The sequence below is a fragment of the Desertivirga brevis genome (genome assembly GCF_017355835.1).
Window position 1 is genome coordinate 1 of sequence record NZ_JAFEWF010000018.1, and the last position, 23566, is coordinate 23566.

At 42.1% G+C, this 23566-nt stretch carries 12 protein-coding genes; 11 read left to right on the plus strand and 1 reads right to left on the minus strand.

Features of this window, described 5'->3' with window-relative positions; genetic code table 11:
* Positions 1-16: 16 nt before the first annotated feature.
* The 11 genes from J4N25_RS27230 (at position 17) to J4N25_RS26545 (ending at position 21629) form a co-directional block, all read left to right on the plus strand.
* Positions 17-160 (plus strand): response regulator, encoded by a 144-nt coding sequence (locus tag J4N25_RS27230; protein WP_369410887.1) that lies wholly within the window; start codon positions 17-19, stop codon positions 158-160.
* Positions 161-608: 448 nt separating this feature from the next.
* Positions 609-4703, plus strand: coding sequence for a hybrid sensor histidine kinase/response regulator transcription factor (locus J4N25_RS26500; protein WP_207424918.1), 4095 nt, complete (start codon positions 609-611; stop codon positions 4701-4703).
* Positions 4704-5499: 796 nt separating this feature from the next.
* Positions 5500-8667: a SusC/RagA family TonB-linked outer membrane protein gene (locus J4N25_RS26505; protein ID WP_242696042.1), complete on the plus strand. Its 3168-nt coding sequence runs from the start codon at positions 5500-5502 to the stop codon at positions 8665-8667.
* A 9-nt stretch (positions 8668-8676) separates the two neighbouring features.
* The gene (locus J4N25_RS26510) at positions 8677-10620 is read left to right on the plus strand and encodes a RagB/SusD family nutrient uptake outer membrane protein (RefSeq protein ID WP_207424919.1); all 1944 of its coding nucleotides are present in this window, start codon (positions 8677-8679) and stop codon (positions 10618-10620) included.
* A 29-nt stretch (positions 10621-10649) separates the two neighbouring features.
* Positions 10650-13568, plus strand: coding sequence for a SusC/RagA family TonB-linked outer membrane protein (locus tag J4N25_RS26515; protein WP_207424920.1), 2919 nt, complete (start codon positions 10650-10652; stop codon positions 13566-13568).
* 32 nt (positions 13569-13600) lie between these two features.
* Positions 13601-15370, plus strand: coding sequence for a RagB/SusD family nutrient uptake outer membrane protein (locus J4N25_RS26520; RefSeq protein WP_207424921.1), 1770 nt, complete (start codon positions 13601-13603; stop codon positions 15368-15370).
* A 37-nt stretch (positions 15371-15407) separates the two neighbouring features.
* On the plus strand, positions 15408-16376 hold the full coding sequence (locus tag J4N25_RS26525; protein WP_207424922.1) for a DUF5627 domain-containing protein: 969 nt from the start codon (positions 15408-15410) through the stop codon (positions 16374-16376).
* 25 nt (positions 16377-16401) lie between these two features.
* On the plus strand, positions 16402-18543 hold the full coding sequence (locus J4N25_RS26530) for an endo-1,4-beta-xylanase (protein WP_207424923.1): 2142 nt from the start codon (positions 16402-16404) through the stop codon (positions 18541-18543).
* Positions 18544-18843: 300 nt separating this feature from the next.
* Entirely contained in the window at positions 18844-19059 is a 216-nt protein-coding gene (locus J4N25_RS26535; protein WP_207424924.1) for a hypothetical protein, read from the plus strand.
* Between the two features lie 239 nt (positions 19060-19298).
* Positions 19299-20972 (plus strand): sodium/sugar symporter, encoded by a 1674-nt coding sequence (locus J4N25_RS26540; RefSeq protein WP_207424925.1) that lies wholly within the window; start codon positions 19299-19301, stop codon positions 20970-20972.
* Between the two features lie 111 nt (positions 20973-21083).
* The gene (locus tag J4N25_RS26545; protein ID WP_207424926.1) at positions 21084-21629 is read left to right on the plus strand and encodes an inorganic diphosphatase; all 546 of its coding nucleotides are present in this window, start codon (positions 21084-21086) and stop codon (positions 21627-21629) included.
* Positions 21630-21756: 127 nt separating this feature from the next.
* Here the strand turns inward: J4N25_RS26545 and J4N25_RS26550 are convergent, their stop codons facing one another.
* Positions 21757-23499, minus strand: coding sequence for a glycoside hydrolase family 43 protein (locus J4N25_RS26550; RefSeq protein WP_207424927.1), 1743 nt, complete (start codon positions 23497-23499; stop codon positions 21757-21759).
* Between the last annotated feature and the right edge of the window lie 67 nt (positions 23500-23566).

The window sequence follows — 23566 nt, forward strand, 5'->3', positions numbered from 1 at the left end:
GCCCGTTATTATCGCAATGACGGCCAATGTTCTACCTGAAGATAAGGAGAATTGTTATAAAGCGGGTATGAACAATTTTATTTCAAAGCCTTTTAAACTGGAGGAACTGATGGAGGTGCTGAAAGGTGTTAAGGCAGAACATAAAATTATTGAATCGTGAGTGGATCGATATTCTCGTTTGTAGTTATTCCACCAGCCTTCGGTATTGTAAAGTTTTTGCACTTTACTTCAAAGATTGGAAAGGGATCAATACTAGTTGGAAAAGCAGAAAATTTAACATCTGGTCTATTTGTCTTAACATTTGTAAGCTTGATACCTGCTTAGGCATGCTAGTTTTGTAGTAAAATAATTAGATGGTCTAACCAGCCTCTTTCCTTTCAATCCTTATTTCCTGTAAAAGATTTGTTTACCCGGACCAATAAAGGATTGAGTTTTCAGACAGGTTAACCAATGCTAAGGGAATCGGGGGTAGATAGCAGAACCTCTTTTGGCCATAGGAACCTGAGAAAATATTATACGTATAACCAGATTTGTAACACAAAAAAGTGACCTAAAAAGGCCGCTAATGTAACCAATTAAATATTCGAGCTTAAAAAAGCAAAGTTAAGATGTTGAAACTGAGATATTTTTATTCTGTTGTTTTTTTTCTTTTGCATTCTATTACAGTTTTTTCCCAGGAGAGTGATCTTAATTTCACAAATCTGAGCAGTCGGCAGGGGTTGTCCTCGAATAATGTGAATGTTATTCTTAGAGACCGCTACGGCTATATGTGGTTTGGCACTGACGATGGCTTGAATAAGTTCGATGGCAAGCAGTTTTCGATCTACCGTCATCGGGATAAAGATTCTACGAGCATCCCCTCCAATGAGATTCTTGATCTTTTTGAGGATGAGAAAGGAACCATGTGGATAGGAACAGGAGAAGGCATCGTAAGTTACAATCGTAAAATGGATTCCTTTATTAATTATAATAAAGTTAATGGGACACCGGTCGTTTCTGTAACCAGTGGTACCAAAGATGATCTTTGGCTGGGTGTTTTCGGAGGTTTAGCTATTGTAAATCCTAAAACGAACAAAACTTTTTATCCCGATTTAAAAAAGCAGCTGGGCCTGAATGTATTGCCGGGATCAGCGACTAAAGTTTTTAAGGACAAAACCGGGAACATCTGGTTGGGTACGAGCGGAGGTTTGTTTCGGTATTCCCCTAAGAATAATATGTTCAAGAGGTACCTGCACTACGATAATGTCAGCTCAAGCCTTGCTGGTAATTCAATAAGCTGTTTTGCCGAGGACAGAAAGGGCAACATATGGGTGGGTACTAACAGAGGCTTAAGTATGCTGGCACCGGGCAGCGACAAGTTTATAAATTACAGGAATGCATCTACCAATGCTAACAGTTTAAACAGTAACATTATTTATTCGATTGCTGTTGATCAGGATAATATAGTATGGGTGGGAACCGAAGAAGGATTAAATATTTTAAATCCATCGAATGGAAGGGTTAGGCGGGTTGAATCGGATCCAAAGAAGCGTTTTAGCCTTGTGTCGAGGGCAGTAAGATCGATCGTAATAGATAAGGAGAATATATGCTGGGTGGCAACCTTCCGGGGTGGGATAAGTAAATACGACAAGAACCTGCCCTTTTTCAACTACCGGCAAAGTAATCCTTTGGACCCGACCGGGTTAAAAGCCCCTGTGGTAACTTCATTTGCCAAAATTGACAACTCGGGAATTTACGTGGGAACCGATGGCGGCGGTCTGAACCTTTTTAATCCTCATACCTCCCTTTTCCAGCATTTACCTCTCTCAAGCTCTAATAAGGGAAAAGCTGTACTGGCTATGGAAAGTATAGGCTCTTCACTTTGGATCGGAACTTACCTGGATGGGTTATTTATTTACGACCCTAAAACTCGTAAAAGCAGGCAGGTAACTGCCGGAAAGGGACCGGAAAGTATTAGTGGCAGTGATGTTTTTTGTATAAAAGAGGATAGCCGGGGAAATGTCTGGATTGGAACGAACGGTCAGGGGGTAAGTGAATTTAATGCTTCCAAAAAGAGCTTTCATCAATTCAGTGAAAGCGAAAAGGGCGTTCACATAAGTATGCTTAGTGGTTATATCAGGGATATCGGGGAGGACGGGAGTGGTAATATCTGGATTGCTTCACGCGGTGGCGGGATTACCGTCTACAACCAGGTGGTACCTTCATCCTATGTTCTAAATAAGGTTAACAATGGCTTGCCACATAATAATGTAAGCTCCATCTGCCGCACTTCGGACGGTTCCATGTGGGTAGGAACGGAAGGAGGCCTGGCCCGCTATGATGAGAGTCGTAGAAAGTTTGTTGCCTACCGCGAAGAAGATGGCCTGGCAAACGAGGTGATACACAAGATTCTGGAAGATAACCAGGGTAAGATCTGGGCCAGCACCAATAAGGGAGTAAGCTGTCTGGATCCGAAGTCGAAAAAGATCAGGAATTATTCATCTTACAACGGCCTGCAACAAAGTCCTTTTGTATTAGGTGCCGGAATAAGGTTGGCAGATGGTACACTGTTTTTTGGCGGCACTGATGGATTTAATTATGTAAATCCGGCCAGTCTGCGTAACAACAGGAATAGTCCCAAGGTAGTATTAACGGATCTTAAAATCTCCAACAGGAGCGTTCTTCCATCTGAGGATGCGGAAATAAAGGAGAATATCTCCATTGCCAGGGAGATTAACCTGGACTATAAACAGAACTTTTCACTGACTTTTGCGGCCCTTAATTTCACCTCTCCGCACGAAAACAAGTATTTGTACAAGCTGGAAAGGTTTGATAAGGACTGGAATGATGTTGGGTATTCTAATACGGCTGTCTATACCAATCTTGATCCGGGAACTTATACCTTTTATGTCAAGGCAGTTAGCGAAAGCGGCAGTTGGGCTAGTCCCGCTACTTCTATTGTTATTCATGTACACCCCCCTTTCTGGAGAACTTACTACGCTTACATTATTTATATTGTCCTGGTAGGCTCCCTTCTATGGCTCATTCGACGACGTGGTATACGAAAATTAGAAGAAAAGTTTGCGTTGCAGCAGGAGCGCATACAAGTGCAGCAAATGATTGAGCAGGAACGCAAAGAGGCAGAACGTTTACATCAGTTCGACGAGCTGAAAATTAAATTCCTGACCAATTTGAGCCATGAATTCCGGACACCCATCTCTCTGATCCTCGGGCCGGTGGAGCAGCTCTTGCATGTGGAAACCAACAGTAATAAATCAAACCAGTTAAGTATGATCTGGAGAAATGCCAGAAGGCTTCTAAACCTGGTTAATCAGTTGCTGGACTTCCGGAATATCGAAGATAAGGAGTTGAAACTCAATCCTACAGAGGGAGATTTTATTGCCTTTGCTAAGGATGTGACTGAATCTTTTAAAGATCTTTCCGAAAGGAAACAGATAGGTCTGGTGTTTCAGAGTACTCTTAGGTCGTATTTTACATCTTTCGATCACGATAAAGTAGAGCGGGTCCTTTTTAACCTTTTGTCGAACGCCTTTAAATTTACCCTCAAAGGCGGCACAGTTACCCTTAGGATTGAGCGGGATAACCGAGAGGGGCTTAAAATAAGCATACTGGATAACGGTATTGGAATAGAAGAGGAGGCGAAAGAGAAGATATTTGAGCGTTTTTTTCAGACCGAAGCAGGTTCGGCTATTCTAAATCAGGGAAGTGGAATAGGCTTGTCAATCGCCAGGGAATTTGTCAAAATGCACGGAGGTAGTATCGATGTGGAAAGCATTGCCGGGGAAGGTTCTATATTTACCATCTATTTCCCTTTCGAATGCCTGGAAAGTGGTCGGGAGGTGGAATACGAAGATAGCGGTCTGAATGACAGTTCTGAGCTTCCGGCAGAAACACCGGCTGAAGAAACGCTAACGGATACTAATTCTTCTTCCCAATTACCCCTGGTGCTTCTCGTTGAAGATAATGATGATTTCAGGTTATACCTGAGGGAGAATTTAAAAACGTTTTACCGGATTATTGAAGCTTCGAACGGTAAGGAAGGCTGGCAGAAAGTGCTTTCTTCTCATCCGGATCTGGTAATTAGTGATATAAGTATGCCCTACGTAAGCGGGATAGAGCTTTGCCGGAAAATTAAATCAGACCGAAGAACAAGTCACATACCTGTACTATTATTAACAGCCCTGACCGGTGAGGATGATCAGCTCCTGGGATTGGAGACAGGTGCAAATGACTATATGACAAAGCCATTTAATTTTGAGATCCTTAACGTCAAGATTAGAAACCTGCTTGCTCTGAATGAAAAACTGAAAAGCACCTATACGAAGAAGATCAAGGTAATGCCTGCCGAAACTAAGATTGTTTCTGAAAATGAAAAATTACTCAGTAAAGCTATTAAGTACATTGAAGATAATCTTACGGACCCCAAATTATCGGTTGAGGACCTTAGCCGTGAGCTTGGAATGAGCCGGGTATCTTTATACTCAAAGATCCTTGAATATACAGGAGAGACACCCGTCGAGTTCATCCGGTCGGTAAAGTTGGATAAAGCCGCTATTCTGCTGGAAAAGAGCGGCATGAATGTCGCTCAGGTTGGTTATTCTGTGGGGTTTGCAACCCCAAGTTATTTCGCCCGTGCTTTTAGAAAAAGGTTTAATATGCTCCCTACGGAATACATCAATGTGAAGAAGGGGAATAAAGAATAAGAACAGGGAATTGTGAATGATTTTTTCTTAAATAGAGCTCTTTCCATCCTTTGGACAGAGCTCTATTGCCTTAATAGGAATACTATTTTTTCGACTTCAATGCGGGCCCTCATCCCAGATCCCGGGATTTTATCAATGTTTTTTAATGTAGAAATGATTGTGTAGGAGAATAACGAGGCATTCAACCGCAGCTGAAATAAATGACTGGAAAATATGAGTTTGTTTTGCTTTTTTTTATGCTTCTGAGGCCATTTTAACCCGGATTTAACAATCGATTTATCAATCTTAACAAATGTCCTACGGTAAAAAATGTTGCTGCTCTACCTTTGGAATACTAATTATAAGCTAACAGTAAGTGCAGGACAACCATCAGAAGGGGAAATCAAACTTCAATTTGACAAAGGTTTTTAAAGTCATTCGAGGAATGCAATTGCCTTTTGATCTGTCATCATTGCTGGTATAAATCTGAAATTAAAATTAAATCCAATGGTAGAGTTTTTACTAAAATCAATTATTATCCATTGTCGGCGACCCTGTTGTTTTTTAAGGGGGGCTTTTGACATCAGGAACATCGTTAGGCACCTCAAGGTTCATCGACCTTGTCTGCTTATTTCTAACGGCGGCTTGACTGGCGCTTTCATTGCCTTAAGTCGCTAACCGCTGAATAAATAAAATATAACTAGATGAAAAGGGAACATCAGCACTTATCACACATATAGCAGGGTGTGCATGCCGTATTGATTCCGGCATGGAAAAATGTAATAACCAATTCTATTTCTTTAAATGAAATTAAGTAATGAAAAAAAATGTAAAGTTGTTTAATGATGCACTCTGTAAATATTGCAACAGGATGCGATCATTGACGAAGTTTTATCTGTTAGCGATAATTCTCGGTCTTTTATCCACCGCCGGTTTCGCTCAGCAAAAGCGCACAGTAAGGGGTGTTGTTATTGACCAGCAACAAAATTCAGTTATCGGAGCCATAGTTGCTGTAAAAGGGACAACTATCCGCACTTCTACAAACGCCAAGGGAGAGTTTTCATTTAGTGTTCCGGAAGATGCGAAAGCTTTGGTGGTTACCTATATAGGAATGGTGACCCGGGAAGTAAATATCGCCGGTGAGAGCTACATCAAAGTGATCATGAAAGATGATCAAACCACATTGAACGAAGTAGTTATAGTAGGATATGGTACTCAGAAAAAAGCCAGTGTGGTTGCAGCAATAGCTCAAACTACCGGGAAAATATTGGAAAGGGCAGGAGGGGTATCGAGTATTGGAGCTGCACTAACCGGAAATGTTCCGGGAGTTGTAACCACTGCAAGTACGGGGATGCCGGGCGAAGAGGATCCCCAGATTCTGATCAGGGGAATAAGTACTCTGAACAACGCAAGCCCGCTGATTCTGGTAGATGGTGTGGAAAGACCAATGACAAGTGTGGATATGGGTTCTGTTGAAACAGTTTCTGTACTGAAGGACGCTTCCGCTACAGCCGTTTACGGTGTCCGGGGTGCAAATGGAGTTATTCTTATTACTACCAAGCGGGGAAAGGAAGGTCAGGCAAGTATTCGTGGAACTGTAAATAATGTGGCTAAAGTTGCTTCAAAGTTGCCTGGAAAGTACGACGCATACGATGCACTGCGCATTAAAAATCAGGCTATCGAGCACGAACTCTCACTGAGCCCCTCAAGCTGGAACGATTTCCTTCCTCAGGCAATTATTGACAAATACAGATTCCCGGCCGACCTGGCTGAATCAGAACGCTATCCAAATGTCGACTGGAATGAAGTGTTGTTTAAAGATTACGCGATGTCTCATAATGCAAGTCTTAACGTCGCAGGCGGAACCAATAAGGTGAAATATTTTGCAAGTGCTGATTATTTGTCTGAAGGTGACTTGTTCAGGAACTTCGATAATAATAGGGGCTACGATTCCGGTTTTGAATTCAACCGCTTGAATATGCGTAGCAACCTGGATTTTCAGTTGTCTAAGTCAACCACTCTTCGTGCGAATCTATCAGGCTCAAGGGGCGTTAAAAAAGGGCCTCCTAGTGGTGGGATTGGTGACTGGCAATATTGGGTGGCTGCCTATTCGGCAGCACCTGATGTGTTTCTCCCCCGTTATTCTGACGGTACCTGGGGATATCATGCGCCAAATGCGCAGCGCGGATATAACTCGGCTCAGAGACTGGCAATAAGCGGAGTGGAACTTACTACCACTAACCGGATTACCACAGATTTTGCTCTGGATCAGGATCTGAGTAAATTAGTAAAGGGCTTGAATTTCAAAGGGACTGTCTCTCTAGACAACACTTTCATTGAAGCAGGCCGCGGGATAAATGATGCTAATAATGGTGTCCAGACTAAATACATAGATCCTAGGACCGGTACAGTAACTTATGGTATAGCTTACGATGGGACCAACCGGTTTGATTATCAGAACGGGATTAACTGGGCGCCAAGTTCTGGCTTTGTTAATAACTCCAGAACATATCGCCGGCTTTTTTACCAGACGCAGTTGAACTACTCCAGGAGCTTTTCAAAGCACACCTTTGGTGCGATGGGCTTATTTAACCGAAATCAGCATGCCGAGGGCAGTGAAATTCCTTTCAATCGCGAAGACTGGGCGTTCAGGGGTACTTATAATTATGCTAACAAGTACATGGTTGAGTATAATGGCTCATATAATGGCTCTTCCAAGTTTGGTTCCGATTATCGTTTTGCTTTCTTTTCATCAGGTGGGCTTGCCTGGAATATTTCAGAAGAGAAGTTTATGAAGCCTTTGACATTTATCAGTAACCTAAAACTGAGAGGTTCATATGGCGAGATCGGAGACGATAGTAGTGGTGACCGTTGGTTATACTTAACACAGTGGGGTTATGGCGGCCAATCCAAACTCGGTGTTACTGGAGTAGACTCTGAGCTTAGTCCATACCAGTGGTATAGGCAAAGCGCGTTGGGAAACCCTGAAATTCACTGGGAGAAAGTGAAGAAAATGAATATAGGAGCTGATTTTGGCTTTTTCAAGGGCGTTCTTTCTGGAAAGGTTGATTTCTTCCGAGATAAACGTACGGATATCCTACTTACCGGCGATAGGAGAGCTATCCCAAGTTATTTCGGTGCTAAAGCTCCTACTGCAAATTTGGGTGTAGTGGAGAATAAAGGGTATGAACTCGAACTTGCGATCGACAAAAAGTTGAATCCGAACTGGCGTCTTTGGGGAAATATTAATTACACGAGTGCAAAAAATAAGATTCTCAATGCAGATGATGCAATACTTCTGCCTGAATATCAAAAACGGCAGAACATGCAGATCAATCAAACCTACTCTAATATAAGCGCAGGTTATTATAATACATGGGATGAGCTTTATGCAAGTACAATGGATAATGGTGATTTGCAAAAGTTACCGGGTAACTATCATATCCTGGACTACAACGCAGATGGAGTGATTGACGCGAAAGATAATGTTCCTTATGCATTCTCGTCAGCTCCTCAGCATACTTTTAATGCTACTGTGGGATTTGATTGGAAGGGCTTCAGCGCTTTTGTTCAGGTTTACGGGGTTAACAACGTAACCCGTCAGGTAGTGTTTTCAAGTTTAGCTGGTCAGAGTCACCTTGTATTTAACGAAGGTTCGTACTGGTCGAAAGAAAACTACGATGCCGATGTGGCATTACCACGCTGGTTGTCGACCAATGGAAATTCCGGAAACCAGTATATGTTTGACGGCTCATATCTGCGTTTAAAAAATGCCGAGATCGCTTATACTTTTCGCAGAGAGGACAGCTTTGTTAAAAAAATTGGTATAGCCAGCATGAGGGTGTTTTTAAATGGCAATAACCTCGCCGTGTGGACAAAGATGCCGGATGACCGGGAGTCGAACTTCGCTGGGACAGGCTGGGCTACTCAGGGAGCCTACCCTACAGTAAAGCGTTTCAATTTAGGTACTAATATCACTTTTTAAGAAATAGTCATGAAACCGTATATAAAATCGATTATATCCTGCCTGATCGTTTGGTCATGTTTGTTTTTTTCATCCTGCGAGAAATATCTTGACAAGGACCCGGAAACAAATATTTCCGAAAAAGAGGCTTTTAAAAATTTTACAAATTTTCAGGGATTTACTGAAGAGCTTTACCCTTGTATTGTAAATTTTAGTAATAATTACTGGACTAATTCCTTTAATTGGGGAGAGGATGAAATCACTTCCACCGCCGGCAACTATCACTTTATTCACAGGATAGATGAGGGTAATTTCTGGGGTTGGCAGTCTGAATTTGACGGCTGGGGATCAGGATGGTTGAACAGGTCAAACTTCTCAACAAATCCGGGTCGCTTTAATCCAAATAATAAAGACCTATGGAATGCTGCCTGGTACGGGATTAGAAAGGCAAATATTGGCCTGGCCAATATGGATCAGATGACGGATGCGACACCAGAGGAACGAAAGCTTATACAAGGCCAGTTACTATTTTTCCGAGGATGGTTTCACCACCGCTTAATGGAATATTTTGGCGGCATACCCTACATTGATCAAGTATTGCCAAGTGTAGGAGACATTCGATTACCACGCCTTAGTTATAGTCAGTGTGCTGATAAAGCTGCTGCCGATTTCAGAGCTGCTGCAGACCTTCTGCCTGTTAACTGGGATAACACAGTTCCCGGAAAGAGAACTTTGGGCAAAAACCAGTTGCGTATCAATAAAATTATGGCTTTAGGCTATTTGGGTAAGAACTACCTATGGGCAGGAAGTCCTCTGATGAACTATGAGTCGACCGGGAGCAAAACTTATAATACTGAATATTGTAAGAAGGCAGCCGCTGCTTTTGGAGAACTTCTAACTTTAGTTGAAAGTGGCACAACTCAATATAGCCTGGTTACGATGGCAAACTATTATAAGAATTTTTATACCACGGGAGAAGGCTGGGCGCTGCCGGGTGCAAACGAGGCGATTTTTAGAGGGCCATACAATTTTGCCCACGAATCGACATACGGAACTGCCGGTCAATATTCACCTGCTGTGGTTGCTGGCGGTGACCTTAAGTTTACACCCACTGCTAATTATGTTGATTACTATGGAATGAAGAACGGCCTTCCAATTGCGGACATTACCAAGGCTGATCCAGAGTCTGGATACGATCCGCGTTTTCCATGGAAGAACAGGGATCCCCGCTTTTACAATGACATTGTGTTTGACGGTGTAAAATTTGTACAGGGGGCTATGCCAGACATTCAGGATAAGGAAAACAAGGGAGAAAGAGATAAGGATGGTAAGCTGATTAAGGTTGTAGATTACCGTTATGCAAATTTAATGACTGGCGGTACCTACCGGGATATAGGAACAGGAAGCCGTACAGGATATGTACTTCGCAAATTTGTTCCGCTTACTGCTAATAAATATGACAATGGATGGGACTGGGGTTACAATCTTCATATCTATGTTCCTTACATGCGCCTGGCTGATGTTTACCTGATGTATGCGGAATCTGCCGCGATGGGCTTTAATTCAGCAACCGGTAAAGATCCTTCCTATAGTAAAAACGCCGTTGAAGCCATCAATGTTATCCGGGCAAGAGCGGGTGTTGATCCGGTTAATGCCAAGTTTTTGGGTTCAGCAAATGCTTTTCTTAACGAGGTGAGAAGGGAAAGAGCTGTTGAGCTTTCTTTCGAAAGCCACCGCTTTAACGATTTAAGAAGATGGCTTCTATTAACCGAACAGCCTTATACTTTAAAAAAATCAGTTGAATTCGACCGCGCCGGAGATTTTAATACTACCGATCCTACCCAGAACGAGGTAGTAAATCTACGTGAAGTAGTGCTGCTGGAAAGAAGGTTTTCTGAAAAGCATTACTGGTTACCTTTTAAAACCAATGATGTAAACCTGTATGCGGAGTTTAAACAAAATCCCGGATGGTAACAGCTTTTAAATATCTAAAAGAGACGAAAATGAAGCAAATAAGAATAGGAATAGCGTTATTCCTCACCGTCGCAACGGGATTGTCAGGATTAAATACGGCAAAGGCTGCTTTCAATATAAAAAACAACTTAGTCAATAAAAAGAAGGATAGTTATTCAACCAGGGCGATAAAGGAAGGAGATTCAATACTCATCAAAAATGACAAGGACTCCCTTGTTCAGGTGGCTTTTAAGAAAGTTAGGAAAAACGATCTCCTTGGAGGGGTTTCAGCGGTTAACTTTTCTGAATTAATGGAAAAGAATTACGCCACCTATAGTCTGGAGAACCTTGACGCATTGACTCCCGGCTTTAATGGTACTATTTGGGGTAATAGTGGTTACCTGGTATTGGTAGACGGTGTTCCACGAGATGCAAATAATGTGATGCCTACTGAAGTTGATCAGGTAACAGTATTGAAAGGTGTGGGTGCTGTAGCTCTTTACGGAAGTCGTGGCGCTAAAGGAGTAATTCTCATTACCACAAAGCGCGGAGGAAATTATGGTCAAAAAGTAAATGTCAGAGCTAATGCTGGAGTAAACGTTCCTAAAGCATATCCGGAATACCTCAGTTCCGCCGAATACATGACCCTTTATAATGAGGCTCGCAGGAATGACGGTTTGACTAATCAGTACACTGAAAACGAAATTTATAATAGTGCAATAGGATCGAACCCTTACCGTTATCCTAACCTCAATTTTTACTCTTCTGATTACCTGAAAGACAGTTACAATCGGTATGATTTAACTACTGAAATATCCGGTGGAAATGAGAAAGCCCAGTATTATACCAATCTTGGGTACTGGTCTAATGGTTCGTTGTTAAACTTTGGTGAGGCAGTTGAAAACCGTGGCGACAATAGGTTTAATTTACGGGGAAATGTAGATATGAGGCTAAACCGGATCATTAAGTTGAACGTAGATGCATCTGCCGCCTTTTACAAGGGAAAAGGTGTAAATGCAGATTACTGGGGAAGTGCGGCAAATGTTCGTCCTAACAGATTCTCCCCTCTGATCCCTATTAGCATGATTGAAAATGGTGACGATCCTTCTATGCGCTACGTGAATAGTAGTAACTATATTATTGATGGGAAGTATATTTTGGGAGGGACCCAGTCAGATCCAACCAACGTTTTCGGCTCTATTTATGCGGGAGGAAGTAATCAATACGTAAACCGCCAGTTTCAGTTCAGCACCGGAGTGGATTTTGATTTGAATGGATTATTGCAGGGTCTGGCTTTTAAGACAACCCTTGCCATTGATTATCTTACTTCCTTTACCCAGTCTTATAATAATAACTATGCAACTTATGAGGCTGCCTGGAACAGATATGCAGGTTTTGATCAGATCAGTAGTTTAGTAAAGTATGGTGACGATTCAAAAACAGGTGCTCAGAATGTGAACAACAGCTATTATCGTCAGAATATTGCTTTTTCCGGCCAGTTTGATTATAACCGCACTTTTAATAAGAAACATAATCTATCCAGTACTTTATTAGGTTATGGCTTTAATATAGGAGAGTCAGGAAGTTATCATAAAACGAATAATGCAAACCTGGGCTTCCAGCTTGCTTATAATTTTAATCATAAGTACTATGCTGATTTTAGTAGTGCATATGTGTATTCTGCCAGACTTCCCAAGAAGAACAGGGGAGCGTTTTCTCCTACTTTGAGCCTTGGCTGGAGACTAAGCGAGGAGGGTTTTTTAAAGGACAATGCGATCCTGGATGATTTGAAGCTAACCGCCTCTGCAGGAATTCTGAACACTGATCTTGATATTAACAACTACTACTTATACCAGGGATATTACACGTTTAATGATGGCGCGTACTATAGCTGGAAAGATGGTCAGCTGGTTCATAGCTTTGATAGAAGAAGGGGAAATAATTTTAATATGGATTTTCCACAAAAAAGAGAGATCAATTTTGGTATTGAGGGCTCCTTGTTCAAGAATTTAATCTCATTCAATGGAAATGCTTTCTTCAGTCAGACCAAAGGTAATATTGTGCAGCCATATTCGCTTTATCCAAGTTACCTGCAAACCTGGTGGCCTAACTATTCAGATATTCCCTATGTTAACTACGACAACGATCAGCGTAGAGGGCTGGACTTCAATTTAAATCTCAATAAGAGGCTGGGATCAGTTGCCTGGACACTCGGATTTAACGGTACCTATTATACAACGGAAGCCAGCCTGAGAGCATCAGATAGTGAGTACGAATATGACTATCAACGCCGGGTTGGAAAGCCGCTCGATGCTATATTCGGTTTACAGAGCGATGGTCTCTTTATGGATGCTGCTGATATTGCCAATTCTCCAAGTCAGTCTACGTTGACTTCCGGAGGGGTACAGCCCGGGGACATTAAATACAAAGACCAGAATAATGATGGAATAGTGGACACCCGGGATGAAGTTTACCTGGGAAGAGGAGCAGCATGGTCGGGTTTACCCGCATCTCCTTTAACTATTGGTGTAAACCTCACTGCAAAATGGAAAAACCTTACCTTCTTTGCTTTAGGTACAGGTTATCACGGAGCAAAAGCGATGAAGAACAACTCCTATTTCTGGGTCGATGGCGAGGATAAGTATTCTGCAGCGGTAAGAAACCGATGGACAGAAGAAACGAAAAGTACAGCTACTTTTCCAAGGTTGACCACGGGCTCAAGTGATAATAATTATCGCAGTTCAGACTTTTGGCTGTATTCTACAAACAGATTTAATCTGGCTAAAGTGCAGATATCTTATCAGGTTCCGGCGAAGATGCTGGGTAAAGGTTTTGTACGAGAATTAGGAGCTTATGTGAATGGATTTAACCTGCTTACAATAGCTAAGGAAAGGGATATTATGGAAATGAATATTGGATCCGCACCGCAAAACAGGTTTTACAATTTGGGTGTGAAAGCAATGTTTTAATTGAATGTTCCATAAAGAAAATATTAAACTAGATGAAAAAGATATTATTATTCTGCTTATCTGTTGCATTGCTCTTTAGCAGCTGCGAGGATATGTTCGAACCCGAGATAGAGAACAACCTGGAACTTGAAAATGCCTATAATAATGCACTTTATGCTCAGGGATTATTACTTAATGGTTATACACGAATTCCTACCAATTCCTGGTCTTTTAATGATGTAGCAACGGACGATGCTGTCACGAATGATCGGAATAGCAGTTTGCTGAAAATGGCTACAGGCCAGTGGACCGCAATGAATAATCCATTGGACCAATGGAAAAACAGCCGTTCTGCCCTCCAGTACATTAATCAGTTTTTTGCTGTGGCAGACAGTGTTCAATGGGCGATAGATCCGGTCATCAATAGAATGTTTAATGACCGTATGAAAGGAGAGGCTCATGCCTTAAGAGCATTATTTATGTTCCATCTGCTACAAAATCATGCTGGAAAGGCCGCCAACGGGGAACTTCTGGGTATTCCGCTGTTACTGCAGCCTGAACCGATAACTGCAGATTTTAACCAGCCTCGAGCTACTTTTGAAGCCTGCATGCAGCAAATATACTCCGACTTAGACAAGGCAATAGAACTGCTGCCCACGGATTATGCCGACAACAATCCGGTTCCTTCCAAATACAGTGGTGTTAGCTCAGATGATTACCTTAGGGTTTTCGGTGGAAATTTCATGGGCCGCATGACAGGGCGTATTGCCAAGGGTATAAAGGCCAAGTCGGCTTTATTAGCAGCAAGTCCAGCCTATAATAATGATGGAAGCACAGCCAAATGGGAGGCTGCGGCCAATTACGCGGCAGAAGTTATTGACTTGAAAGGTGGGTTAAGAATTTTAACTAAAAACGAGAGTTATAAGGATCTTGAATGGTACAATGCTACAGGAGGTATTGACGGCATTGGTTCCGGAGATAATACCGACGAAATTTTATGGAGGTCAAATGTGGGACCTGGCAATGATCTGGAAAGGAACAATTTTCCTCCCACTCTATTTGGTAACGGACGTGTAAATCCAACTCAAAATCTCGTTGATGCTTTCCCTATGGCTAACGGTTACCCTATTTCTGATCAGGCTAACAGTGGTTACAATCCGTCCGACCCTTACACGGGAAGGGATCCAAGATTAAAAATCTTTATTCTGGTAAATGGGGAGGAAGCTGGCGTTTCTAACACCAAAATAAATACTTCAGCTAACAGCCCAACAATTGACGGGTTAAACAAGATTGAAAGGTCAACCCGGACTGGTTATTATTTGAAAAAGCTGTTAAGGCAGGATATTAACCTTAATCCAAGTTCAACTACCACCCAAAAGCACTTTAACCCTCATATCAGATATACCGAAATATTCCTGTCTTATGCTGAGGCAGCCAATGAAGCATGGGGGCCATTAGCAACAGGAGGCCGTTCCTATTCTGCTTATGATGTGATCAAAGCGATCCGCAGAAGGGCAGGAGTAGGCTTATCCAACGGTGACCCCTACCTGGAGTCTGTAAAGAACAGCAAAGATGCAATGAGGACATTGATTAGAAATGAGCGAAGACTTGAATTATGTTTTGAAGGTTTCAGATTCTGGGACCTTCGCAGATGGAATTCGAATCTGAATGAACCTGCAAAAGGAGTAAGTATATCAGGGACAAACCACTCCACTATTCACGTAGAGAACAGGTCATATCAGCCCTATATGATTTATGGGCCGATACCTTATTCCGAGACGTTGAAATACAGTAACCTGATTCAAAACGCCGGCTGGCAGTAATAATGAAGCAAATACTAATCGATTTAAATTAAAAAGAATGAAGAAGATATTATTGATGATCCTGACTGCGGCAGTTTGCCTGAGTTCCTGTAAAAACGGCGACTGGGAGTTTGATGATTATGAGTTTCAGTCAGTCTATTTCGCCTATCAGGGGCCGGTGAGAACGATAACTCTGGGTGAGGATGTTTTTGATACCTCATTGGACAATGAGCATAAGTGTGAAATTATGGCTACCATGGGAGGAGTCTATTCGAATAAACAGGACGTTACTATTGGCGTTCAGGTGGACAACTCTCTTGCCGAAGGTAAGGCCTTTAATTCAGGTGGGGATATCGTTGCGATGCCAGCAAGCTACTACAGTCTGGCTTCCAACCAGATTGTAATCCCGAAAGGCAAAATTACCGGAGGGGTACAAGTGCAGCTATCTGACGCTTTCTTTGCTGATCCGCTTTCGTTAAAGAACACTTACGTCATTCCTCTTAAAATGACTAACGTAAATAACGCAGACTCTATCCTGGCAGGTAAAAGTTTTGTTTTGTACGCCATAAAGTATATTAATACCTGGCATGGATTTTACCTGCGCAGAGGGAAAGATGTAGTGACAGGGAAAAACGGGAATACTTCCCTGAATAAAACGATCGTAAGACATAAGCGATATGTGGAGGAGGATGAGGTTTCGGAAATTAAAACGCAATCCCTGACTGTTGCTGAATTCCCTGTGGTATTTAAGGACCAGGAAAATAAGAATATTACCTGCAAGCTTCTGCTGAACTTTGATAGCAATGGGAACTGTACTGTTAGCAGTGGTGACAATACATTCACTGCAACCGGAAGTGGCAAATTTGTAAAAAGAGGCGAAAAGAACAGCTGGGGGACTAAAGATCGTGATGCCCTTTACCTCAATTATGAAGTAGATCTGCCAGCAATGCACGTTTCCTCAACAGATACTCTTGTAATGCGCAACCGGGGAGTGAAAATGGAGATGTTTACTCCGGTAGCCAGATAATTTTTAAGGTTAAATAGATAGTAAAATGAAGAATTTATATAAAGTAGTACTTGGTTTTGCCGCTTCTGCGATAATGACTTCTTGTACAAAAAGTGAATTGCTCGATTATCAGGTAGCCAAGCCTGCTAGTTTTGCCAATCAGGAAATCATAGACTCTTACCAGCCTTTGAAAACCTATCTGAAACCCGACCCGAATTCAACCTTCAAGTTCGGAATCGCAGGATCGATCGGCGATTACCTTAATAAAGGTGTGTTCTACAGGTTGGCCAATTCCAATTTTAATGAAATTGTATTAGGGTATGAAATGAAGCATGGAGCTGTAGTTCGGGATGATGGAACCTTACACCTTGACGATGTTAAGAATCTTCTGGAGGCAGCGAAAAGCAACGGATTGGCGGTTTACGGTCATACCCTTTGCTGGCATTCTAACCAGAATGCAAAGTACCTTAATAGCTTAATTGCGCCTATTGTTATACCCGGGCAAAGTACCCCAACCTGGGATATAGTTACTGAAGCCGACTTTGAGACGAACAGCAATTCAAACTATGAAGCGAATCCTAATGCTAAGTTATCTTTTACCGCTGTCGGACAAGGTGCTGGAGGCACAGGAAGAGCTATTAAGATAACCAATGACGCGGTGCGGGCTAATGATTGGGATGCGCAATTTTTTTTCAAATTTAGTCCGGTAGTTAAAGTTGGGGAAAAATATGAGTTTAGTATGGATGTTAAGGCAGATGAAAACGCTAGTTTCCCTACCCAGGCTCATAGGGCGCCGTATCAATATAAACACTGGGATTTTTTCGGAAATATTCCAGCCACAAGCACCTGGAATAAATACGTTAAAACGGTAACAATTACTCAGGAAATGGCGGACTGTGGCGCTATTGCATTCAACCTGGGAGCTAAGGCAACCAGTTATTATTTCGATAATTTCACCTTAAAGAAGTATAATGCAAAAGGAAGTGGCAATGCAGGGCACGCGTACTTCTTTACTAATCAATCAGTAAAAGATTTTTGGGCCGTTCAAGTCGCACATGATCTGCCGACTCTGCAAAATAATCAGGAGTATACTTTGAAGTTTGCTGCAAAGGCGACTGCGGAAGGAAATATCCGTGCGGAGCTTCAATCGAGTTCAGATTATTCATCAAACTCTTTCGGTTCCATTAGTTTAGGCCTCGGATGGAAAGAGTATGAGCTTAAGGTTACTACTTCTGCCTCAAACCGTAACAGGTTTGTAATAAGCTTCGGCGATTATGCAGGCACCGTGTATATCGATAATGTTAAATTAACTGCAGCCGGGAACACTAATAACCTGATCTCAGCTTCTGATTTTGAATCAGGCGCAGGAGAATGGGTAGGCTGGGGTGATGGATCAACCCGTGGTCTCACAGCTCAGGGACAGGGATTCGGTGGAGCACTGGATCAGGTGATTGAAAAAACTCCAGCGGAGAAAAAACAGCTAATCACAGGCGCACTTAATAAATTTATCTCTGGTATGGTGGATACCTGTAAGTATTATGTGAAAGCATGGGATGTAGTAAACGAACCTATGGATGATGGACGCCCTTTTGAATTGAAAACGGGTATAGGTAAAGATAAACTAGGAAGTGATGAGTTTTACTGGCAGGATTATATGGGTAGAGATTACGCTGTAGAAGCGTTTAGGATCACCAGACAGCATGCTAACCAGGGTGATAAGCTGTTTATCAATGACTATAATCTGGAGTATAATCTGGATAAGTGCAGAGGCTTAATTGAATATGTTAAGTACATCGAAAGCAGAGGCGCGCACGTTGATGGTATTGGCACGCAGATGCACATTGATATTAACACCAGCAAAGAAAACATTGCCCAGATGTTTACTTTACTTGCGGCAACAGGGAAGATGATCAAAGTGTCGGAACTGGATATGGGTTTAGGAGGTGTCAAAACGGCTGACGCGACAGAGGCGCACTACAAGGCGCAGTCTGATATGTACAAATACGTGATCGATAAGTACTTCGAGATCGTTCCTAAGGCCCAGCAGTATGGAATTACCATCTGGAGTGTGACAGATCAGCCTGAAAACTCTTTCTGGAGAGCTGGAGAGCCAATTGGTCTTTGGACCGAAGGTTATACTCGTAAGCCGGCTTATGTTGGCGTAGCGGAAGGACTAAGAGGTAAATAAGAAAACGAGGTTTCGTAAAGAACGGGAGGTATCCATTCAGGGTATCTCCCGTTTTTTGTTGTGGGTTAAACCGAATAGTCTTACGGCAGGAAATACTGCTTGCCCCTTCTAAAGCTGCCAACGTGGTGGAAGTGTGGCTGGGGCTAAAAAACGAAACTCATCCCTGCTGAGGGATGAGCGTAACCAATTTAATAAACCAATAAATACTTGAATAGTAAGAAAGATCTAGGAATAAGCTTTGGAGGCTTATTTTTTTAATACTTCAAAAGTACCACTCCAACAGGTAGTCAACATGCACATATGTTAACGATAACTGTACGGATGTTAAACTTCATCCTAAGTATTATTGCTCCTGGTAACCGTATCACTCATACTTCCATTGGTAATTATCAAGCGGCTGTGTTTTTCGACATAATTCAACAGGTTCCATTACCTGAGGATACCAAAGGCTGTGCTCCCGTGCGGGGAATGCAACAACTCAGCGGTTATTTAGGCAAAGTGAGCCGGGGGATATAATTGGACATGTGATTGAACATTTATGATAGTCTTTGAAAACATAAGGGCTATTCTGTAGGCCTCAGATGCTTTAGCTTTACCGCGAGTTTAAGACACTTCTGAATGTATGTTTTTAACACCGCGTTTTACTGTCTTTGAAGCAGCTCTTCCTAATCTGAGTTTGCTGCAATACTGATGATGCATCTCCTTTATCCAAATTGTAATTGTTTTTTTATTTAATAATATAACCCCGTTTTTTAATGAATAGACTTGAAACGAAAGACTATGTAGTTTTTCTTGTTTACTTCCTTATTGTCTCTACTTACGGATTTTGGATCTACCGTCGTAAAAACACTGAAAGTTCAGGATCAAAAGATTATTTTTTGGCAGAGGGCTCCCTAACCTGGTGGGCAATCGGTTCCTCCTTGATTGCTTCAAATATTTCCGCAGAGCAGTTTGTGGGTATGAGCGGATCCGGCTTTAAGATGGGACTGGCGATTGCTACATACGAGCTTATGGCAGCGCTAACCCTTATTATTGTTGCCGTATTTTTTCTTCCATTGTATCTTAAGAATAAGATCTTCACCATGCCTCAGTTTTTGCACCAGCGGTACAATGGTACAGTTGCAATGATCATGGCTGTTTTCTGGCTGTTGTTATATGTAGTTGTTAATCTTACTTCAATCCTTTACCTGGGTGCAATTGCTGTAAACAGCATCTCTGGAATTAACCTTAACGCATGTATGTACGCTATGGCAATATTTGCCATTCTAATTACACTCGGCGGGATGAAGGTGATTGGATTTACAGATGTAATCCAGGTTTTCTTTTTGATTCTGGGTGGCTTAGCCACTACCTATCTTGCCCTTAATCTTGTTGCGGAACACTACGGTTCAGCAGGGGTATTGAATGGATTTAATTTCATGATCCAGAAAGCTCCTGAACATTTTGATATGATCCTTGAAAGAAGCAATCCTAATTTTATTGATCTTCCCGGCTTGTCTGTACTTGTTGGAGGTATGTGGATCGTTAACCTCAATTATTGGGGATGTAATCAATACATCACACAAAGGGCATTGGGCGCGGATTTAAATACAGGAAGAGGCGGACTTTTATTCGCTGCTTTTCTTAAAATATTAATGCCGGTAATTGTTGTATTACCAGGTATTGCGGCGTATGTACTATGGCGGGAAAATGCGGGCTCTTTTCAAACCGATATGATCCACGATGGCGAAGTAAATCCTGACCGGGCGTATCCTGTACTTCTTGCCTTGCTTCCGGCTGGTCTAAAAGGACTGTCCTTTGCAGCGCTGACTGCTGCCGTAGTGGCCTCCCTCGCAGGGAAAGCGAATTCTATTGCAACCATTTTTACCCTGGACATATACAAGAAGGTGATCAACCCGGAAGCGAGTGAGGAAAAACTGGTTAACGTTGGTAAAATAACGGTAGTAGTTTCCATGATTCTGGGTGTTCTGATAGCTCCGCATTTGGGGATCGATAAAAAAGGAGGTTTTCAGTACATACAAGAGTATACCGGCTTCGTTTCTCCCGGTATTTTTGCGATGTTTATTCTGGGTTTCTTCTGGAAAAAAACTACGTCAAGCGCCGCTCTGTTTGCCACCATTGGTGGATTCCTCCTTTCATTATTGCTAAAGTTCTTACCAGCTATGGTAGACTTATCTTTCCTGGCTCCAATCGGTTATGCAGTACCGGTAAATGGCGTATACGAAATTCCATTCCTGGACCGCATGGGGCTTGTATTTGTTTTTTGTATTCTGGGAATGTATGTCATCAGTATGATTGAAAACAGAGATAACGCTCGAAATATGGGTCTGGAGGTCGATACCCGAATGTTTAAAACTACAACCAGTTTTGCTGTCGGATCATTATTGATCATTGGCATTCTGGCCGCTGTTTACACTGTTTTCTGGTAAATAGTGAGTGCCCTTTAATTAGAAAAATTATAAAGTAAATCCTGCTATTCACCTTTGGGAATGAATAACAGGATTTTTAATCAATAAATTAACTAGAGAATTTTCGAAACTATGGATAAAAAACAGATTTGGGAAATTGTCTCTCCCGGAGATAATTTGCCAGCCTACGTTAACGCTATCATTGAGATCCCGAAAGGGTCAAAAGCTAAGTACGAAGTTGATAAGGATTTTAGTCTCCTTCGGTTAGACAGAATCCTTTTTTCTTCAGTAATGTACCCTGCTAACTATGGATTTATTCCTCAGACGTACTGTGATGACAACGATCCCTTGGATATACTGGTATTATGTTCTGTCGATGTTTACCCTATGTCAATCATCGAAGCGAAGGTTGTAGGGGTAATGCATATGGTTGATAATGGCGAGCAGGATGATAAAATTATTGCTGTTGCCAAAAATGACATGTCGGTTAACTATATAGAAGACCTTGAAGATCTGCCTCCCCATGCAATGAAAGAAATAGTGAGGTTCTTCAAGGATTACAAGGCATTGGAGAATAAAACGGTTAACGTTGAGCAGCTGAAAGGACGGGAATTTGCTTACCAGATAATCCGGGAAAGCATAGAGCTGTACAAAGAAAAATTCTCTGCAACTGTCTAAAACTAGTTCTCCTGGATTAGCCTTTATTCTTGAGTCCCTATATGGGTGAGGATAAAGCAGAGTAAAAGATAAAAAACCCCTGTTACCAATATGGTAACAGGGGTTAACCTTAAAAACCAACCTAAATTTAATTCTTTTTTGTTGCGTATAGCCCAATACAGGTACCCACAAACCCTTGAGCTTTGCTCGTACTAAGGTTAGTGATGTCAGCATTGCTTACCAGCGCTATCCAGCTTTTACCATCTGTACTATAAAGCAGATCTGCCATACCTCCTCTTCCTTCCACCTTCAGTTTCAGTGGTGAATTAATCTCAGCACTGGTCAGGGCTTTGCTTACCAGTAATACTTTCTGATTCTCTACCCGGTAAACTACTATGTTCTCTCTTCCATCGATGAATGTCTTGCCAAAAAGGAACTGGTATTTCTCGTTTTGAAATAGAACCAGCCCGGCAAAATCATTTTTAGACAGAGGGGTATACTCTAATTGTGTTTCTACAGAAAAATTAGTGTGTTGCTGTCTTCTCAGAACGGCCGATGGTGATAGTGATTCTTCTGTACTTATTGCTAAGGGTGTAATAGCAAGTTTTCCATTTTCTAATTTATAGAAAGTTTGTTTTGGCGTCCGTATAAAGATCCATGAATGGTCAAGTTTATCTTTCTCAAAGTTTTCGTCGAAAATAAAGTTACCTGTCAGATGTTGTGACCCAGGCATAAGACCATTTTTAGCCACAACTGTTGGTACAGACAAACCTTTTTTCAAAATAATAGGAAAGTCGTTCTCCCAGGTAACGGGCAATAAGAATGTTTCTCTTCCGGTATTGAATGCATCGTTGTTATAGGGGCGGGTTCCCAGGAATACGGCCCACCAGTCACCCTCCGGAGTTTGTATCATATCTGCGTGCCCCGCTGCAGCTACTATATTTTCCCTGTTAGCTGGCAGATCTCTTTGTGTTAAAATAGGATTTGTTGGGGCTGCCTCGTAAGGACCCCACGGACTTCTGCTTCGGAAAATTACCTCTGAGTGATACCAGCCTGTTCCCCCTTCTGCACACATTAAATAGTAATAGCCATTTATTTTATACAAATGCGGACCTTCAATCCAGATCGGACGCTCTGCAGGATTCGCTCCTCCCCTTATTATTTCCTTGCTCTTTCCTATAGTCTTGCCTGTTGCTACATTGAATTCATGAATACGAATGGTACGCTGTCCATCCCAGTCAGGTCCATTTTCAGGGGCGTCATTGTGTACGATGTATGCCTTTCCGTCATCATCAAAGTGAAATGAGGGGTCAATGTTCGCTACCTCGGGCAGTAAGATTGGATCGCTCCATCCCTTCTCAGGGTCTTTTGTTGTTACATAAAAGTTGCCTATTCCAAATACATCTGTTGTAATCATATAAAAGGTATCATTTGCTTCATTATATGAAATAGCTGGCGCAAATATCCCTGAAGAGATACCGTGTTTATCATGAAGGTTCAATTGTGAAGGCCTGTCCAGAACGTGGCCTATTTGTTTCCAGTTCACCAGGTCTTTACTTGTGAAAATAGGTACTCCAGGGAAGTAACCAAACGAAGAGTTAACCAGGTAGTAAGTGTCGCCTTTGCGGCAGATAGAGGGGTCGGGGTAATACCCTGCCACAATAGGATTGAAGAATTGATTCTTCGGGTCAATGCTTGTTTTGAAACGCTCGTCTTTGCCTTCGTACTTGAAATACTCAAATTCAGCAACGCCTGTTTTTTTCGGTCCGCTGACGGGGGGCGCCGTAGCCTCCTCCTTTTGTTCTTTCTTTTTGCAACTTCCGAGGATGGTCAGGCTAATCGCAAGCAAAGCAATTAAGCTAATTTTAGGAGAAATAGAAGTATTCATCATTCTTATAGTTTATAACGCTAGTTTCAGAAGCCCGGGCAGGAAATGTCTCAGCCCTATCAGCTCTTTA

What these genes read in the sequence shown, in the direction of transcription:
- J4N25_RS27230 (WP_369410887.1), top strand. Translation starts at nt 17, where the DNA reads ATGACGGCCAATGTTCTACCTGAAGATAAGGAGAATTGTTATAAAGCG.
- J4N25_RS26500 (WP_207424918.1), top strand. Translation starts at nt 609, where the DNA reads ATGTTGAAACTGAGATATTTTTATTCTGTTGTTTTTTTTCTTTTGCAT.
- J4N25_RS26505 (WP_242696042.1), top strand. Translation starts at nt 5,500, where the DNA reads ATGAAAAAAAATGTAAAGTTGTTTAATGATGCACTCTGTAAATATTGC.
- J4N25_RS26510 (WP_207424919.1), top strand. Translation starts at nt 8,677, where the DNA reads ATGAAACCGTATATAAAATCGATTATATCCTGCCTGATCGTTTGGTCA.
- J4N25_RS26515 (WP_207424920.1), top strand. Translation starts at nt 10,650, where the DNA reads ATGAAGCAAATAAGAATAGGAATAGCGTTATTCCTCACCGTCGCAACG.
- J4N25_RS26520 (WP_207424921.1), top strand. Translation starts at nt 13,601, where the DNA reads ATGAAAAAGATATTATTATTCTGCTTATCTGTTGCATTGCTCTTTAGC.
- J4N25_RS26525 (WP_207424922.1), top strand. Translation starts at nt 15,408, where the DNA reads ATGAAGAAGATATTATTGATGATCCTGACTGCGGCAGTTTGCCTGAGT.
- J4N25_RS26530 (WP_207424923.1), top strand. Translation starts at nt 16,402, where the DNA reads ATGAAGAATTTATATAAAGTAGTACTTGGTTTTGCCGCTTCTGCGATA.
- J4N25_RS26535 (WP_207424924.1), top strand. Translation starts at nt 18,844, where the DNA reads ATGTTAACGATAACTGTACGGATGTTAAACTTCATCCTAAGTATTATT.
- J4N25_RS26540 (WP_207424925.1), top strand. Translation starts at nt 19,299, where the DNA reads ATGAATAGACTTGAAACGAAAGACTATGTAGTTTTTCTTGTTTACTTC.
- J4N25_RS26545 (WP_207424926.1), top strand. Translation starts at nt 21,084, where the DNA reads ATGGATAAAAAACAGATTTGGGAAATTGTCTCTCCCGGAGATAATTTG.
- J4N25_RS26550 (WP_207424927.1), bottom strand. Translation starts at nt 23,499, where the DNA reads ATGATGAATACTTCTATTTCTCCTAAAATTAGCTTAATTGCTTTGCTT.